This is a genomic window from Caballeronia sp. dw_19, assembly GCF_018449515.1.
GTDB lineage: Bacteria > Pseudomonadota > Gammaproteobacteria > Burkholderiales > Burkholderiaceae > Caballeronia.
Window position 1 is genome coordinate 180,480 of the sequence record NZ_JAAVUQ010000006.1, and the last position, 15,284, is coordinate 195,763.

Genomic DNA, 15,284 nt, shown 5'->3' on the forward strand with positions numbered 1-15,284 from the left:
TCCTGTAACGGCCCCGCGTCTGCTGGCCTGACTACCTATCGGCCGACGAACTTCGGCGGACGCTTCTCGTTGAATGCTGCTATGCCTTCCCGGCGATCCTCCGTCGGGATCATGCGTTCGTAAGCCTGCACTTCCAGCACCAGCCCGCTGCGCAAGTCGCCTTGCAGGCCGTAGTGAATCGCCTTCTTCGCCTGTTGCACCGAGATCGGCGCGTTCGATGCGATCTTCGCCGCGGTGGCGAGCGCGGCGGGCAGCACCTCGTGGGGCGCGTGCACCGCGTTCACCATGCCCCAGTCAAACGCCTGCTGCGCGCTGAATGGCGTACCGGACAGGATGATCTCCTTCGCGCGGCGTTCGCCCATGGCGCGCGGCAGATTCTGCGTGCCGCCGGCGCCAGGCATGATGCCAAGCGTGACTTCCGTGAGCGCGAAGCGTGCTTCGGCCGAGGCGTAGATGAAATCGCACGCCAATGCCAGTTCGCAGCCACCGGCATAGGCCGCTCCGTTCACGGCCGCGATCACCGGAACCGTGCAGTCCATGATCGCGTAATACGCTTCCTCGAAGATCGCGTGCTGCAGGCGCCAGTCGTGATCGCTCATGCCGCGTCGCTCTTTGAGGTCCCCGCCGGAACAGAACGCCTGCACGCCGGACCCGGTGACCACGATGCCGCGCCAGTCGCCCGGCGTGAACTTCAATGGCAGGAACAGCTCGCGCAGTTCCCTGCCCATCTGCGTGTTGAGGGCGTTGCGCACATGCGGGCGGTTCAGCGTGACCTGCATGACGCGCGGGGAGACTTCATCGACCAGCAAGGTTTCGTAGCGGCTGCTCATTACGAAGGCTCCGGTTGCGTCAGCTCGAAGAAGGTACCGTTGTCCGCGCCGAGAGCCGGCGGCGTGGAGCGGAATGGCAGGCGTTCACCATCGAAGCGCAGCGGCAGGCTCATCAGCGACATGGAACCGTCGGGCAGCGGCCGGACCATATCCAGCGCCCGCGTCTGCGGATGCGCCAGGACTTCGCTGACCGACTGCAGCACCGTTGCCGGCACGCCGGCCGCATCGAGCCGCGTCACCCATTCATCAGCGCTACGCGTCAGCACGATTGCGTCGATCAGTGCATTGAGCACCTCGCGATGTTCGACCCGTGCCGCGTTGGTCGCAAAGCGGGGATCGGTGGCCCAGTCGGGCCGGTCGAGCACGCTGCACAGCCGCCGAAACAGCGCGTCGTTGCCTGCGGCGATGATCAGATAGCAGTCCGCCGCCAGATACGCTTTATACGGAACGATCATCGCCGCCTCGGAACCCGTGCGCTGCGGATCTTTGCCCGACGCGAGCGCGAGTGCGACCGGCACGGTCATCCACGAGAGCGCCGTCTCCAGTAGCGAGGTATCGACCGTGCAGCCCTCGCCGGTACGATGACGCCGTTCCAGCGCCGCCATCACGCCGATCACCGTCCACAGTCCCGCGCCCATGTCCACAATTGAAGGCCCCACCCGAACCGGCGCGCGGCCCGCCTCGCCGGTCACGCTCATGATGCCGCCGAACGCCTGCATCAACGGGTCATAGCCGGGCTTGTCGGCCATCGGGCTGCCTGCGCCGTACGCGCCAAGATTGCAGTAGACAAGACGCGGATTGAGTTGGCGCAACGTGTCGTCGAGTCCAAGCCGTTTGACCAGTCCCGGGCGCATGTTCTGGATCACCACGTCGGCTTCATCCACGATGAAAGCGCGCAGCCGTTCACATTCGGCCGGGTCCTTGAGGTCGAGCGCCACGGAGAGCTTGTTGCGGTTGAGACTTTGGAATGTCGCCGATGCGCCATGCCAGAACGGCGGTCCCCACGAACGGGCGTCGTCTCCGCCAGCGGGGTTCTCGACCTTGACGACGCGCGCTCCCAGATCCCCGAATATCTGACCGGCAAAGGGCGCCGCGACGCTATGGCCCATTTCGACCAGGGTGATGCCTGCGAGAGGGAGATCCATGGAGCAGTCCCGGAAGTCGAGGTTTCAAAAAGTCTATGCAAGAAGGATAGCACTGTCAATGAAACGTTTCACGCCAAAAACGGATGAAATCCGGCAAGGATGACCAGACAGTCAAGCGACGAAACCCGAGCCGGTCAGGAAGTTCTCGACCACCGCATTGAACGCATCGGTTTGGTCAATATTCGACAGATGCCCGGCGCGCGGAATATCGACGAAATGGCTGCCCGCGATCAAGCGCTGCATCGCATCGCTTTCGGCTGAGGGAATCAGGATGTCCTCGGTACCGCTCACGATCAGCGTCGGGGTGCGGATCGACGCGAGCGCCGGCGTCCGGTCCGGACGCTGTGCCATGCCCCGGATGAACGAGGTGAGTCCCGGGATGCTTTGCCGCAGGGTGATCGAGCGCGCGAAGGTCTTCGCGTCTTCGGAGCAATCGGGGCCGAAAGGCCGCTCCCCGAAACTGTCGACGACAGCTTGCGGGCCGCGCCGCTCGACTTCGAGCGCCAGCGCCTCGCGTTGCGCGCGCCCTTGCTCCGAGTCGGCGCCGGCGCGCGTGTTGGCGAGAATCAGTCCGGATACCCGGTCCGGATAACGCAGAACCAGCGAAAGCGCGACGTAGCCGCCGAGCGAAATGCCGCCGATCACCGCCTTTTGCAAGCCGAGATGGTCCATCAGATCCACGATGTCATCGGCATGGGTATCCATTGTCACCACGGCGGCGTGCGCGCCATCCATGCGCCCCGAGCCGCCCGCGCCCCGCAGATCGGGCGCGATGACCCGGCGTTGCGTACTGAGCGCGCGAATCTGCGGCGACCAGAGCGTGCCGTCTTCCGCGAACGCATGCAGCAGCACCAGCGCCGGTCCCGTTCCTTCGTCGATGTATCGAACGGTCCGCTCGCCTGAGCGATGATCCCGCGCGCGAAGCGCACCTTGCGCGCTCATGATGCCAACGCGGCGCGCGCGGCGACGCGGCCGAAGATCGCCGCCTTGCCGTTGGCCGTGCCCGTCATGTAGGCCTTGCCATGAAATCCGCCCATTACCCCTCCCGCTGCAAACAAGCGTTCTATCGGTGCGCCGAATATGTCCTGTACCCGGGCCGACGCGTCGACGCTCAGGCCGCAATACGTGGCGAGTACCACGCTTGTACTGACGAATGCGTAGAACGGCGCGGTTTCGATGCGCACGAGCGCGCCGTAGTGGTTGCACAAGCCGTCGCGGCCGAATGCCGGATCGCGCCCGCTCGCGACAAAACAGTTGTACTCGGCGACAGTCGCGGCAAGCTGTGGCGGATCCAGGCCGAGCCGTTGCGCCAGTTCGTCGAGCGTCGGCGCCGTGATGACGCGTCCGGCGGCAAGATCCGCCGCAAAATCCATCGACGGAATGCCGGGGCGGCCCCGTTCAAAAATCGCTTGGTCGAAGATCTGGTAGCCGCGGCAATCCGTCTGGTGCAGGCAGGCATCGCCTATCAGCTTGTAGGAGAGCGATTCATCGACGAAACGCTGCGCCTCCGCGTTGACCACGATGCCGCCCGCATACATGGGGAACAGCAGGAAATGGTCTTCCGCTCCGGCGCTGACATGGCTCCCGAAGGTGCCCTTGATATAGGCCATGTCGCGAAACGCGGCGCCTTCCCGCCACGCCATCAGGAGGCCGTCGCCCGTGTTGCCGGGGCCGCCCATGCGCTGCGCGCCGGCCTGCCCGGGCGCGAACAGCGTCAGCAGCATCTCGTTGCGCGAAAATCCGCCCGTCGTCAACACAACGCCGTGGCGCGCCCTGACCTGTTCCACGCCGCTCGCCGTTCGCACGCTCACGCCTTCGATCTCGCCATCGGCACCGGATCTGATCAATCGCAGCGCGCGGGCGGATAAGCGGGTCTGGACGCGGCCGGTTTCGTGCGCACGCGCCGCGATCATCGACAACACCTGGAGCGGATTGCGCGAATGGCCGCGCGGCACCGACTGCCCCGATGCCACGAACACCTGTTCGAAGCGCACGCCGCGCTCGGCCAGCCACGCGTAGGTATCGAGTTGCAGGTCGACATAGACCTGCACCAGCGCCGCGTCATTCTCATAGCCGCCGACGCGGCGAAGGTCATCGAACAGCAACTGTGGGGAGTCCTCAATGCCCAGGCGGCGCTGCAATTCCGTGCCCGCGAAAGCGAACGATCCGCCGCTGAGAATAGTCGCGCCGCCGATCTTGTGTTCCCGTTCGAGCAACAGTACCGAGGCGCCTGTTTCAGCCGCTTCGAGCGCGGCGCAGTAGCCCGCGAGGCCGCCGCCCACCACGATGAGGTCGGTTTCCCAGGGAAGCGCAGCATCGCTCATGCCGACGCTCCTGCGCGCTCCAGAGCGACACCGAGTGCGCCGCGTGCCGCGAGCCGGCCGAAGATCGCCGCCTTGCCAAGCGACGAGCCCGTCATGTAGGCGTTACCGTGCAGGCCGCCCACGACTTCTCCCGCTGCATAAAGCCCGGGGATGGGTGTGTCGTAGACATCGCACACCCGCATGCCGGGATCGACCGCGACGCCGCAATACGTCGCCACGATCACGCTCTTCGATGGATATCCGTAGAACGGCGGCGCGTCGATCCGTTCCAGCTTTCCATAGCCATTGCTGAGGGCGGAACGCCCGAACGTGCGGTCGCTGCCCGCTTCCACGTAGGCGTTATAGGCGTCGACCGTTTTTATCAGGCCGGCTTCGTCGATGCCAAGCCGCGCGGCCAGTTCGCGCAGCGTCGGCGCGCTCACCACCTGGCCGAGCGCAAGCTTCGCCTGGAACGCCATGGTCGGAATGTCGGGCTGGCCGCGCTCAAAGATGCGCTGGTCGAATATCTGGAAGCCGGTCGCGTCGGGCTGTTGCAGCACCGCGTCGCCGATGAGCTTGTACGACTTCGATTCGTCGATGAATCGCTCTCCCTGGGCGTTCACCGCAATCGCACCGACGTAGATCGGCAGCATGAGCGCATGTTCACCGGGCTTCGCCCCGGGATAACCCCCGAAGGTGCCCTTGATGTAGCCCATGTCGCGCATGCCGGCGCCGAGGCGCCAGGCCATGCGCAAGCCATCGCCGACGTTGCCCGGACCGCCCGCTCGCATGGCGCCGGCCTGGGTCGGCGCGAACAGTTTCAGCAGGTCGTCGTTCCGGGAAAAGCCACCGCTTGCAAGGATCACGCCGCGCAGCGCGCGGATCGCGCGTTGCTGGCCCTCCACGTCCACCACGACGCCCTCGACGGGCCCGTCGCTACTCGTGCGCACCAGCCGCCGCACGGCGGCGCCCGTGCGCGTCGAGACCCGTCCAGAGGCTTGCGCCGCTGCGGCGAGCGTATCGAGTACGACACGCGGATTGCGGGAATGGGCGCGCGGCACCGAATGACCCGCCGCGAGAAACACCTTTTCGAACACGACGCCGTGCTCGGCCAGCCAGTGATAAGTGTCCAGCTGATTGTCGACGTACACGCGCACCAGGCGCTCTTCATTGCCGAAACCGCCCACCCGGCGCAGGTCGTCGAACAGCAGCGCAACCGAATCCTCGATGCCGTTGCTGCGCTGCAGTTCAGTGCCGGCGAAGGCGAACGAGCCGCCGCTCAGGACCGTCGAGCCACCTATTTCCGGCTGCTTTTCGAGCAGCAGCGCCTCGACACCCCGCGCCGCCAGCTCGAGGGCCGCGCAGTGCCCCGCCAAACCGCCGCCGATCACGACCACCTCCGCTTCCTCGTCCCATGACGGCTCCGCGTTCTGCCCGAGTGTGTCTGTCATCATTGCGCCTGTAAGTTGATTGATCGAATCACCGTGCGCCACTTGGCGATCTCGGCGCCAATGAACGCGGCGAACTGCTGGGGCGAACCGCCCAGCATCTCGGTGCCGGGAAGCTTGGCTTGCACATCCGGCATCGCGAGTATCTGGTTCACGTCCGCGTTGATCTTCGCGACGATATCCGGCGGCGTATTGGCCGGCGCCGCAATGCCGAACCAGGCGCCGAACTCGAACCCGGGGATGCCTAGCTCGGTCATGGTCGGCACGTCCGGCAACAGCGGCGAACGCTTCTTGCTTGTCACCGCCAGCGCGCGGACCTTGCCCGCCTTGATCTGCGGATACTCGAACGGGATGTTGTCGAACATCACCTGCACGGTGCCGCCGATCAGGTCAATGACCGCCTGCGAGCTTCCCCGGTACGGAACATGAGTCATCTGGATGCCCTCGACCGACTTGAACAACTCACCCTGCAAGTGCGTTGACGTGCCAATGCCGGTCGATCCGTAGCTAAGTTGCCCAGGTTTCGACTTCGCCAGCGCGACCAGTTCGGCCACGCTCTTGACCGGCAGCGACGGCGTGACGAGCAACAGGTTAGGAGTCGATACCATCAGGACCACGGGCGTGAAATCCTTCACCGCGTCGAAGGGAATGTCCTTGTAGAGGGTCGGATTGATGCCGTGGGTGGCGTTGGTCGCGAGAAACAGCGTGTAGCCGTCGGGCGCTGATTTCGCTACCACCTCGGCGCCGATGTTGCCGCCCGCGCCGGCACGGTTATCCACGATCACCGCCTGTCCGAGCTTCTGCCCCAGTTTCTGCGCGACAACGCGTGCCAGCGTATCGGTGAAACCGCCCGCGGCGAACGGTACGACCAGACGGATGGCGTGGTCTGGATAAGCTGCAAAACTTGTCTCACAAATTACCGCGAGAACTATTCCCAGCAGCCATCTCGTCAGTCTGAATCCGGACCTCGACATGGTGTCTCCCCCGTCAAGTCTTACTTGTGTTCCACTTGTTTTTAGTACGAACGTGGCATGCCGAGTACATGTTCCCCGAGATACGAGAGGATGAGATTGGTCGAGATCGGCGCGATCTGAAAAAGCCTCGTATCGCGCCACTTGCGCTCGATATCGTATTCGCGCGCAAAGCCGAAGCCGCCGTGGGTCTGCATCGCCGTGTCCCCCGCATGCCACGTGGCTTCGGAGGCAAGCAATTTGGCCAGGTTCGCCTCCTCGCCGCAATCACGCCCGGCGCTGAACAACGCGGCGGCACTGCGGTTGACGAGATCGGCGGCCCGGGTTTCGGCGTAGGCTCGCGCGATGGGAAATTGCACGCCCTGGTTTTGCCCGATCGGACGGCCAAATACCACGCGCTCGCTCGCATAGGCGGCCGCCTTGCGGATGAAGAAACGCGCGTCTCCGATCGCCTCCGATGCCACGAGTATGCGTTCCGCGTTCATGCCGTCGAGAATGTAGCGAAACCCGCGATTCTCCTCACCAATCAGGTTGTCGCTCGGGATCCGCAAGCCATCGAAGAAGAGCTCCGTGGTCTGGTGGTTGATCATTGCGTCGAGCATGCGGATCTCGAGTCCGTGGCCGACGGCTTCGCGCATGTCGATCAGGAATACCGACAGGCCGTCGGAGCGCTTCGTGACCTCTTCCAATGGCTTGGTTCGGGCCAGCAACAAGAGCAGATCGGACTGACGGGCGCGCGATATCCACACTTTCTGCCCGGTGATGACGTAGTGGTCACCATCGCGCACAGCACGAGTCCGGAGTTGCGTGGTGTCTGAGCCCGTGTTCGGCTCGGTCACGCCGAACGCTTGCAGGCGCAAGCGTCCGGCGGCAATCTCGGGCAGATACTTCTGTTTTTGCGCGGCGCTGCCGTGCCGCAGCAGCGTCCCCATGATGTACATCTGCGCGTGGCATGCTCCCGCACTGCAGCCGCTCGCATGAATTTCTTCGAGAATCACCGCTGCCGCGCGCAGTGGCAACCCGGCGCCGCCGTATTCCTCAGGAATCAGGGCCGCCAGATAGCCGGCCTTGGTCAACGCCCCGACAAATTCGTCCGGATAAGCGGCCTTGTCTTCCAGAGCGCGCCAATAGTCGCCGGGGAACCGCTTGCAGATTGCCTGGATAGCTGTACGGATCTCGGGAAAATCGTCCCCAAGCTCCACCACCGTAGGATCTCGTTCGCTCATGAGAAAGCCCTTTCGCCGGGTTATGGCACCGCCGCGGATCAGATCTTTGAAACCCCGAATCACAGCACGCCCCGCAGCACGCCCTAATCTAGACAATGTCCCTGGCGTTGTCAATGAAACGTTTCATTGAAAGTTCCTTGCCAGGTGCCGGCAGGGTTTGCGATCGGTCTCGCGTGCAACCGTGGGCTGGCGCGTCGCGACGCGTTAGAGCGGCGCCATTGCAATGTTCTTTGCTGCCAGATTCGTGCACCGTCGAAAGCGCTGTTGCGCGGTATTGCTGCGCGCGCCGCACTTAGCACCGGCCAACGTGATTCGGGAAGCAATTTGCCGCTGACCTGCGTGCGCCATCGCCACGGCCGTCGCATCGTGGGGTCACGTCGCTTTCGTGGAATGCAAATGTCAATTCGATGGTTAGCCAAAAAACGCAACCATGCCATCCTAGCGATCCTGCCTTGTCGCTCGCGCACTGCCCAACGCTGCAAGGCAATCGCTCCTCTTTCATTTCATTAGTCCGTCACATGGCCCGCCATGAGCCAGAACATCCCTCTGAGTGCTTTCATCGTGCATTTCTTCAGCAGTGACGGCTTCGACATCAACGTGGACCGGACTTGCGAAACGCCTTATCTGCTTAAGCGACGATTTTCGACAATCGAGCATCTCATCAATGAAAGAACCGAAGGGAACATGGTGATCGGCTATCCCGGCAGCGCGGCGCAACTGCCAGAACAACAGACGGGCGCACGGTCGACATGAACCCGACAACTCCACTGCTCGAACTGAACAAGCTGGCCGTATCGTTCGGCGGACGTCCGGCGGTTCACCCCATCGACCTCTCCATTCAACATGGCGAAATGCTGGCGCTGGTCGGGGAATCGGGCAGCGGTAAATCGACCATCGCATTGGCTGCAATGGGACTTCTGCCCACGCAAGCGCATGTAGAAGGATCGATACGCTTCGAAGGCCAGGCGTTGCTCACGCTGCGAGAACGCGAATGGAGCGCGTTGCGGGGCAATCGCATCGGCATGATTTTCCAGGAGCCGATGACGTCGCTCAACCCGCTTCAGCCGATCGGGCGGCAGGTCGCCGAAGCGCTGACGCTGCATCGGCCGCTGTCGTTTTCAGCAGCGCGCAAGCAAGCCCTTGAGCTTCTGGATCTCGTGCGTCTGCCCGAGCCGGCACTGCGCTTCGATCAGTATCCGCATCAGCTTTCGGGCGGCCAGCGACAACGCGTGATGATTGCGATCGCGGTAGCGTGCCGCCCGAGCCTGCTGATCGCCGACGAGCCCACGACGGCGCTCGACGTCACTATCCAGGCGCAAATCCTCGAACTCATCGATCAGTTGCGACGCGAGTTGTCGATGGCGGTATTGCTGATCACGCACGACCTCGGTGTCGTCGCGCGCTGGGCAGACCGCGTGATCGTGATGAAGGACGGCACGAAGGTGGAGGAAGCCGACGCTGCGACGTTGTTCGCGCATCCTGCGCAGCCGTACACGCGCGCGCTCCTTGGCGCGTCGCTGCATTTCGGCGCGGGACTGCATTATCGTGACGGCCGCCTGACAGAGACCATCAGCGAGCGGCTGACAGCCACAGAAGCCACAAACGCAATAGCGAGTACCGCCCCGCGCATCTTGCTCGAGGTAACCGGCTTGCAGGTCGACTATCCGGGCGCGGGACACAATGTGCGCGCAGTCGACGGTGTTTCGTTCAACATTCGAGAAGGCGAGACGGTGGGACTCGTCGGAGAATCGGGCTGCGGAAAGTCATCGCTTTCCCGCGCGTTGACGCGACTCCTGGAACCGTCCGCGGGCAGCATCGTATTCGATGGTGACGACGTCACGCATCGCCGGCGCCGTGCATTGCGCCCGTATCGCAGACGCGTGCAGATGATCTTTCAGGACCCGTACGGCTCGCTCAATCCGCGTCACACCGTCGAACGAACGCTTGGCCTTGCCCTGGCGATTCATGGCGTGTCGCAACGACGCGAACGCGAAACAAAAATTCGCCGCATAGTCGATGCGGTTGGCCTGCCCGCTTCGGCACTGCAGCGCTATCCGCACGAATTTTCCGGCGGCCAGCGACAACGCATAGGCATTGCGCGAGCGCTTGTGCTCGAACCTGAACTGGTGATCTGCGATGAGCCGGTGTCGGCCCTCGATGTATCCATCCAGGCGCAAATTCTCGATCTCCTCGCCGACCTCAAGGCCGAACTCGGGCTCGCGCTGCTCTTCATCTCGCATGACCTTTCTGTTGTCCGCTATATCGCCGATCGCGTGCTCGTGATGCAAGCGGGACGTCTCGTCGAAACCGGCGATCACCGCTCCATCTGGACCTCGCCGCAGCATCCCTACACCCGCACCCTGATCGACGCCGTACCGTCGTCGCATGTGCCGTTGCCGTTCACCACAAGGAAAATCCATCGTGACATCCAAGCGCCCCAAGCCACTCCCGCCTTCGACCTCGACACTCCTGTTTCGCGATGATCCGCTAGGGGCGGCCGTGGCCGACCTCAAGCGGCGGCGCTTGCTCAAAGGCGCCGGCGCATTGCTCGCGGGCGCAGCAACACCGTTCATGTTCACCGGCGAAGCATGGGCGTTGACCGAACCGCTGCCGAACACCTTGCAGGGCGCCAAACGAGGCGGCACGTTGACCGCCGTCATTCATCCGGAACCGCCGACCCTCGCGTTCTTTGTGAATTCCGCCACCATGATTGGAGCGGTCGCGAGCAAGATATTCGATGGTCTTGTTGAATACGGCCCCGACCTGAAGCCGCGTCCGCAGTTGGCGGAAAGCTGGACCGTCTCGCCCGACAGTCTCACGTGGACCTTCAAGCTGCGTCAGAACGCGACCTGGCACGACGGCCAGCCGTTCACCGCCGCCGACGTGAAATTTTCCGCCGAAGAAGTCTGGCTCAAGATCAGCCCGGCATCACGGCGTGTGCTGCAATACCTGACACGAATCGACACGCCGGATGCGCATACGGTCGTTCTGCATTTATCGAAATCGACGCCTGCCACCTTCGGCATTCTCGATTCGCTCGGCACGCCGATCCTGCCGAAGCATCTCTACGGAAATACGGACATCCGCAACAATCCGTACAACAACAAACCGGTGGGGACCGGGCCGTTCGTATTCAAGGAATGGCTGCGCGGCGACCGTATCGTGCTGGATCGCAACGACAAGTACTGGGCGCCTGGTCAGCCGTATCTCGATCGCCTGACGTGGAAGATCACGCCCGACGTGTCGGGGCGCGCGACAGCGCTCGAGACGGGCGCCGCGCAATATGGCGAGCGCAACCCGGTGACGTTCGCGGACGCGGACCGGCTTGCCAAACTGCCCAACCTCGTGGTTTCGCAGGAAGGTTACAACGGCTACGCGGCGTGGCTATGGCTCGAACCAAACCTGCGCGACCCCATTCTTGCCAAGCTCGAAGTTCGTCAGGCCATCGCGCACGCGATCAACCGGGACGTCCTGGTCACGACCGTGTGGGGTGGCTACGCCGTGCCCGCTACGGGCCCGGAATCGTCGCTGGTGAAGGCGTTCTACACGCCCGACACGCAGCAGTACCCGTACGACCCCAAACTCGCCGAAACCCTGCTCGACAAAGCGGGCTTCCCGAAGCAAGCGGATGGCTGGCGTTTCAAGCTCAATCACGATTTCATCCCGTATGGCGACGACTATCGTCGTACCGGTGAATTCGTGCGTCAGGCGCTGCGCCGGGTTGGCATCGACGTGACCTTGCGGGGACAGGATCTGCCGACCTGGATCAAGAACGTCTTCACGGACTACAACTTCCAGCTCATCAGCAGTTGGGGCACAGACGGACTGGATCCGCAGATCGGCATAGAACAGCATTACTGGTCGAAGGCGGAAGCCAAAGGCACGCCCTGGTTCAACGCGTCCGGCTATGCAAGCCCCGAGATGGACCATGTGATTGAAGCGGCACAAACGGAAACCGATCCGGCCAAACGACGCGACCTGTACTTCCAGTTGCAAAAGATCGCTCAACGCGACCTGTCGCTCATCAACCTGTTCGAGTTCCGCTGGTTCGGCGTGTGGGCCAAAAACCTGCGCAATGTCACCGATACCGCCAGCCATTCGCGTGCCAACTTCGCGCAAGTCTGGTTCGACAAGGCGTAAAAACCATGCTGCAACGGACATCTGGCATTAACGGAGGCAGGATCAGACGGCGCCTGATTCAACTGGTGCTGGTCCTGCTCGGCACCACGGTGCTCAACTTCGTGCTGCTCAAGCTGATGCCGGGTGATCTCGTCGATGTCATCGCGAGCGAAAGCGGCAACGTCTCGCCGGAGTACGTGGCCCAGCTTCGTGAGGCTTACGGGCTCAACCATAGTGTCGTGTGGCAGTTGCTGCATTACGTCGGGCATGCGCTACGGTTCGATCTCGGCTTTTCGTTTCGCTTCGGTGAACCGGTCTCGACGCTGATCTTTGAACGCTTGCCCGCCACGCTGGTATTGATCGGCACGTCGCTGGTCATCTCGGTGCTGCTGGGCGTATTGCTGGGCGTGCTCGCCGCGCGCCGGCCGCATGGTTTCGTCGACACCTTCTTGTCAACGCTTGCAACCCTCGGCTATTCCGCGCCAATGTTCTGGACAGCGCTGATGCTCATCGTGGTGTTTGGCGTGCATCTCGAATGGTTCCCGATCGGCGGTATCGTCGATACCAACATCGCTCATCGCGGCTTCGGGCTGTTGCTCGACCGGCTGCGTCATCTGGTGCTGCCTGCCGCCACGCTCGTGCTTTATTACGTCGCCGTCTTCGCACGACTGGCGCGCGCTTCGATGATCGAGACGCTGCAGGAAGATTTTATTCGCACCGCCCGCGCCAAGGGTGGGCGGCCCTGGTACGTGGTGACGCACCACGCATTGCGTCATGCCATCCTGCCCGTTCTCACAATGCTGGGCCTGCAAAGCAGCGCGTTGCTCGGCGGCTCGATCATCGTGGAAACGGTGTTCGGCTGGCCGGGACTTGGGCAACTCTCGTTCGAAGCGATCAAGAGCCGGGACGTCAATCTGCTGGTCGGCGTGTTGCTGCTGTCGGCGGTTCTGGTGGTCGTGTTGAATCTGGTTGTCGACCTGCTTTATGGCTTGATCGATCCGCGTACGAGGCACCGGCAATGAAAAAATTCCTGCATTTTTTTAGTCAGCCGTCGGCGTTCTTCGGCGCACTTCTGCTCGTGCTGGCCTTGGGCGCGGCGCTTTCGGCGAACTGGCTTTTTCCGGGCGATCCGCTGGATATGGTCGCCGCACCCTACCTGTGGCCCGGCGCCGATAGTGCGTATCCGCTCGGCACGGACCTGATGGGACGTGACCTGCTGGCAGGGCTCTTTCATGGGGCACGCGTCTCGCTGTACGTGGGCGGATCGGTCGCAGTCATCGCACTTGTTTTAGGCATCCTGATTGGTGGCATCGCAGGATTTTTCGGCGGTCTGATCGATCAGGTTCTCATGGCGTTCACCGAGTTCTTCCAGACCGTACCGCCCTTCCTGCTTGCCATCATTCTCGTCGCCATCTTGACGCCTTCACTGACCACCATCGTTTTTGCGCTCGGCGTGACAGCATGGCCCAGCATCGCGCGCCTGACGCGCGGCGAGTTTATTGTGTTGCGAGAGCGCGAGTTTGTCAGTGCGAGCGTAGCGATAGGTGCTAGCGATGCGCACCTGATTTTCATCGAAATCCTGCCCAACGCGATGACGCCCATTCTCGTCTCCACCGCGCTGCTGGTCGCCAATGCAATCCTGTCGGAAGCGGCGTTGTCGTTCCTCGGGCTCGGTGACCCGAATGTGGTGAGCTGGGGTTCGATGGTCGGCACGGGACGCGAAGCGTTGCGCACTGCCTGGTACATGATCGCGGTGCCGGGCTCGGCGATTGCATTGACCGTGCTCGGACTCAACCTGCTGAGCGACGCACTGCATACCGCATTCAATCCGCGGCTGCGAAGAAAACGCAGCACCGAAGTGGTGCCGGAGGTGCAGGCGGGCGTTTCATGACTTGGGGAATAAGGCACGAAATTGCCGCTTGGTCCGTGTCCCGATTCAGCAACATCCTCGTGCCCCGGCATTCACTCGCCCACCCAACCATCAAAGCGCTCCATGCCGGGGCGGAAGCTTGTCGTTGAGATAGAAGTTACCCACGGCGTGATACTTCCAGCGCACCGGGTCATGCAGCGTGTGGGTGCGCGCATTGCGCCAGAAGCGGTCAAGACCGAGGCCGTCGAGCGTAGCGGCCGTACCCGCGAGTTCGAACAGGCGCGAGCCGGCATCGAGTGAGGCGGTGGTCGTCAGAGCGCGTGCCTCAGCCACCGCGACGGAGGCTTCTGCCACCGAGCGCTCGGTGGGATCGGCTTGCGCCGTGTCGACTGCCCGTCCTGCTCTACGCACCAGGGCCTCCGCTGCCCGAAGGCGCACCGCGAGATCGCCGACCTGGGCGATCGTCAGCGGGTCGTCACTGGCACGCGCAGCCTTCGCATCGATCCACGGCCGCGAACGCTCGCGGACGAACGGCAACATCGCATTGAATGCGCCACGGGCCTGACCCAGATCGATGGCCGCGTGGATGATCTGCGCCAGCGGACCAATGGTGGTGGGGCGATCAAACGAGGTTTGAAACGGTATGACCCATTCCGGCTGCACCGCTACATGTTCGAAGCGGACCGACCCGCTGCCGGTCACCCGCTGGCCGAAGCCGTCCCAGTCGTCGGTGACGGTTACTCCCGGCGCTCCACGCGGCACGAACACCAGGTACGTCACGTCACGGCCGTCATCGTCCGCCACGACCAGCGTGGGAATCCAGTGCGCATAGAGGGCGCCGGTGCAATAAAACTTCTGGCCGTCTATATGCCAGTCGCCCGGCGCGCGGGTGAGCCGGGTGCGTCGCTTGAAGTCCTTGTTGCCGATCTCGGCGAGCGCATTGCCAAAGCGTTCGCCCGCCAGGACACGCTCGTAAAAAAAGCGTCTTTGGGCGTGACTACCGCCCACGCGCAAGACTTCGAGCGCGTAGTAATGGTTTTGCGGAATCTGGCCGAGCGACCCGTCGGCTGCCGAGATGATCGCTGTCACCTCTGCCAGCACACCGTTGGTGACGCCTGCGCCGCCGTATGCGCGCGGCACGGTGATACCCCACAGGCCGCTCAGGACGAAGGCATCCAGCTCCGCCCATGGCAAGCGACGCTCGCGGTCACGCAACGCCGCATTCGGCGCGAATTCAGCGGCGAGCCGTTGTGCGACCGCTAGCGCCTGCGCGTCGTCTTTTATCAGATCGGGTACGCGAGCCGGACGCGGGCTGGGGATCGGTCCTGCGAGCGCGGCGGCCGTGCTGCCCTCGGATACAGAAAAAATCATG

Annotated in this window: 13 protein-coding genes; 5 read left to right on the plus strand and 8 right to left on the minus strand. The window is 63.1% G+C overall.

The window, feature by feature from the left end; genetic code table 11:
* Positions 1 to 35: 35 nt before the first annotated feature.
* The 7 genes from HB376_RS11040 to HB376_RS11070 form a co-directional block, all read right to left on the minus strand.
* Positions 36 to 830 (minus strand): enoyl-CoA hydratase-related protein, encoded by a 795-nt coding sequence (locus tag HB376_RS11040; protein ID WP_213763692.1) that lies wholly within the window; start codon positions 828 to 830, stop codon positions 36 to 38.
* The gene (locus HB376_RS11045; RefSeq protein ID WP_213763693.1) at positions 830 to 1,975 is read right to left on the minus strand and encodes a CoA transferase; all 1,146 of its coding nucleotides are present in this window, start codon (positions 1,973 to 1,975) and stop codon (positions 830 to 832) included. Before HB376_RS11045 ends, HB376_RS11040 begins: the two co-directional genes overlap by 1 nt.
* Before the next feature lie 111 nt (positions 1,976 to 2,086).
* Positions 2,087 to 2,917, minus strand: coding sequence for an alpha/beta fold hydrolase (locus HB376_RS11050; RefSeq protein ID WP_213763694.1), 831 nt, complete (start codon positions 2,915 to 2,917; stop codon positions 2,087 to 2,089).
* Entirely contained in the window at positions 2,914 to 4,299 is a 1,386-nt protein-coding gene (locus HB376_RS11055) for an FAD-dependent oxidoreductase (protein ID WP_213763695.1), read from the minus strand. The genes HB376_RS11050 and HB376_RS11055 overlap by 4 nt, the downstream gene beginning before the upstream one ends.
* Positions 4,296 to 5,729, minus strand: a complete 1,434-nt coding sequence (locus tag HB376_RS11060; protein WP_213763696.1) for an FAD-dependent oxidoreductase — start codon at positions 5,727 to 5,729, stop codon at positions 4,296 to 4,298. Before HB376_RS11060 ends, HB376_RS11055 begins: the two co-directional genes overlap by 4 nt.
* Positions 5,729 to 6,700, minus strand: coding sequence for a tripartite tricarboxylate transporter substrate binding protein (locus HB376_RS11065; protein WP_213763697.1), 972 nt, complete (start codon positions 6,698 to 6,700; stop codon positions 5,729 to 5,731). The genes HB376_RS11060 and HB376_RS11065 overlap by 1 nt, the downstream gene beginning before the upstream one ends.
* Before the next feature lie 41 nt (positions 6,701 to 6,741).
* Positions 6,742 to 7,923 carry an acyl-CoA dehydrogenase family protein gene (locus HB376_RS11070; RefSeq protein WP_213763698.1) on the minus strand — a complete coding sequence of 394 codons (1,182 nt, stop codon included), beginning with the start codon at positions 7,921 to 7,923 and terminating at the stop codon, positions 6,742 to 6,744.
* 528 nt (positions 7,924 to 8,451) lie between these two features.
* On the opposite strand from HB376_RS11070, the gene HB376_RS11075 reads away from it, so the two are divergent.
* From HB376_RS11075 to HB376_RS11095, 5 genes are read left to right on the plus strand one after another with little or no spacing between them, the layout of a single operon-like run.
* Complete coding sequence (locus tag HB376_RS11075; protein WP_213763699.1) at positions 8,452 to 8,676, plus strand: hypothetical protein; 225 nt, start codon at positions 8,452 to 8,454, stop codon at positions 8,674 to 8,676.
* Entirely contained in the window at positions 8,673 to 10,406 is a 1,734-nt protein-coding gene (locus HB376_RS11080) for an ABC transporter ATP-binding protein (protein ID WP_213763700.1), read from the plus strand. Before HB376_RS11075 ends, HB376_RS11080 begins: the two co-directional genes overlap by 4 nt.
* A complete protein-coding gene (locus tag HB376_RS11085) occupies positions 10,342 to 12,063 on the plus strand; it encodes an ABC transporter substrate-binding protein (RefSeq protein ID WP_213763854.1) in 1,722 nt (573 codons plus the stop codon). The genes HB376_RS11080 and HB376_RS11085 overlap by 65 nt, the downstream gene beginning before the upstream one ends.
* A 5-nt stretch (positions 12,064 to 12,068) precedes the next feature.
* Positions 12,069 to 13,064: an ABC transporter permease gene (locus HB376_RS11090; protein WP_213763701.1), complete on the plus strand. Its 996-nt coding sequence runs from the start codon at positions 12,069 to 12,071 to the stop codon at positions 13,062 to 13,064.
* Positions 13,061 to 13,933, plus strand: a complete 873-nt coding sequence (locus HB376_RS11095) for an ABC transporter permease (protein ID WP_213763702.1) — start codon at positions 13,061 to 13,063, stop codon at positions 13,931 to 13,933. The genes HB376_RS11090 and HB376_RS11095 overlap by 4 nt, the downstream gene beginning before the upstream one ends.
* A gap of 90 nt (positions 13,934 to 14,023) precedes the next feature.
* Here HB376_RS11095 and HB376_RS11100 read toward each other — a convergent pair whose 3' ends face one another.
* Complete coding sequence (locus HB376_RS11100) at positions 14,024 to 15,283, minus strand: SfnB family sulfur acquisition oxidoreductase (RefSeq protein WP_213763703.1); 1,260 nt, start codon at positions 15,281 to 15,283, stop codon at positions 14,024 to 14,026.
* Between the last annotated feature and the right edge of the window lies 1 nt (position 15,284).

Excerpts from the sequence above, each read along its gene's own strand:
- HB376_RS11040 (WP_213763692.1), bottom strand. The coding sequence starts at position 830 with ATGAGCAGCCGCTACGAAACCTTGCTGGTCGATGAAGTCTCCCCGCGC.
- HB376_RS11045 (WP_213763693.1), bottom strand. The coding sequence starts at position 1,975 with ATGGATCTCCCTCTCGCAGGCATCACCCTGGTCGAAATGGGCCATAGC.
- HB376_RS11050 (WP_213763694.1), bottom strand. The coding sequence starts at position 2,917 with ATGAGCGCGCAAGGTGCGCTTCGCGCGCGGGATCATCGCTCAGGCGAG.
- HB376_RS11055 (WP_213763695.1), bottom strand. The coding sequence starts at position 4,299 with ATGAGCGATGCTGCGCTTCCCTGGGAAACCGACCTCATCGTGGTGGGC.
- HB376_RS11060 (WP_213763696.1), bottom strand. The coding sequence starts at position 5,729 with ATGACAGACACACTCGGGCAGAACGCGGAGCCGTCATGGGACGAGGAA.
- HB376_RS11065 (WP_213763697.1), bottom strand. The coding sequence starts at position 6,700 with ATGTCGAGGTCCGGATTCAGACTGACGAGATGGCTGCTGGGAATAGTT.
- HB376_RS11070 (WP_213763698.1), bottom strand. The coding sequence starts at position 7,923 with ATGAGCGAACGAGATCCTACGGTGGTGGAGCTTGGGGACGATTTTCCC.
- HB376_RS11075 (WP_213763699.1), top strand. The coding sequence starts at position 8,452 with ATGAGCCAGAACATCCCTCTGAGTGCTTTCATCGTGCATTTCTTCAGC.
- HB376_RS11080 (WP_213763700.1), top strand. The coding sequence starts at position 8,673 with ATGAACCCGACAACTCCACTGCTCGAACTGAACAAGCTGGCCGTATCG.
- HB376_RS11090 (WP_213763701.1), top strand. The coding sequence starts at position 12,069 with ATGCTGCAACGGACATCTGGCATTAACGGAGGCAGGATCAGACGGCGC.
- HB376_RS11095 (WP_213763702.1), top strand. The coding sequence starts at position 13,061 with ATGAAAAAATTCCTGCATTTTTTTAGTCAGCCGTCGGCGTTCTTCGGC.
- HB376_RS11100 (WP_213763703.1), bottom strand. The coding sequence starts at position 15,283 with ATGATTTTTTCTGTATCCGAGGGCAGCACGGCCGCCGCGCTCGCAGGA.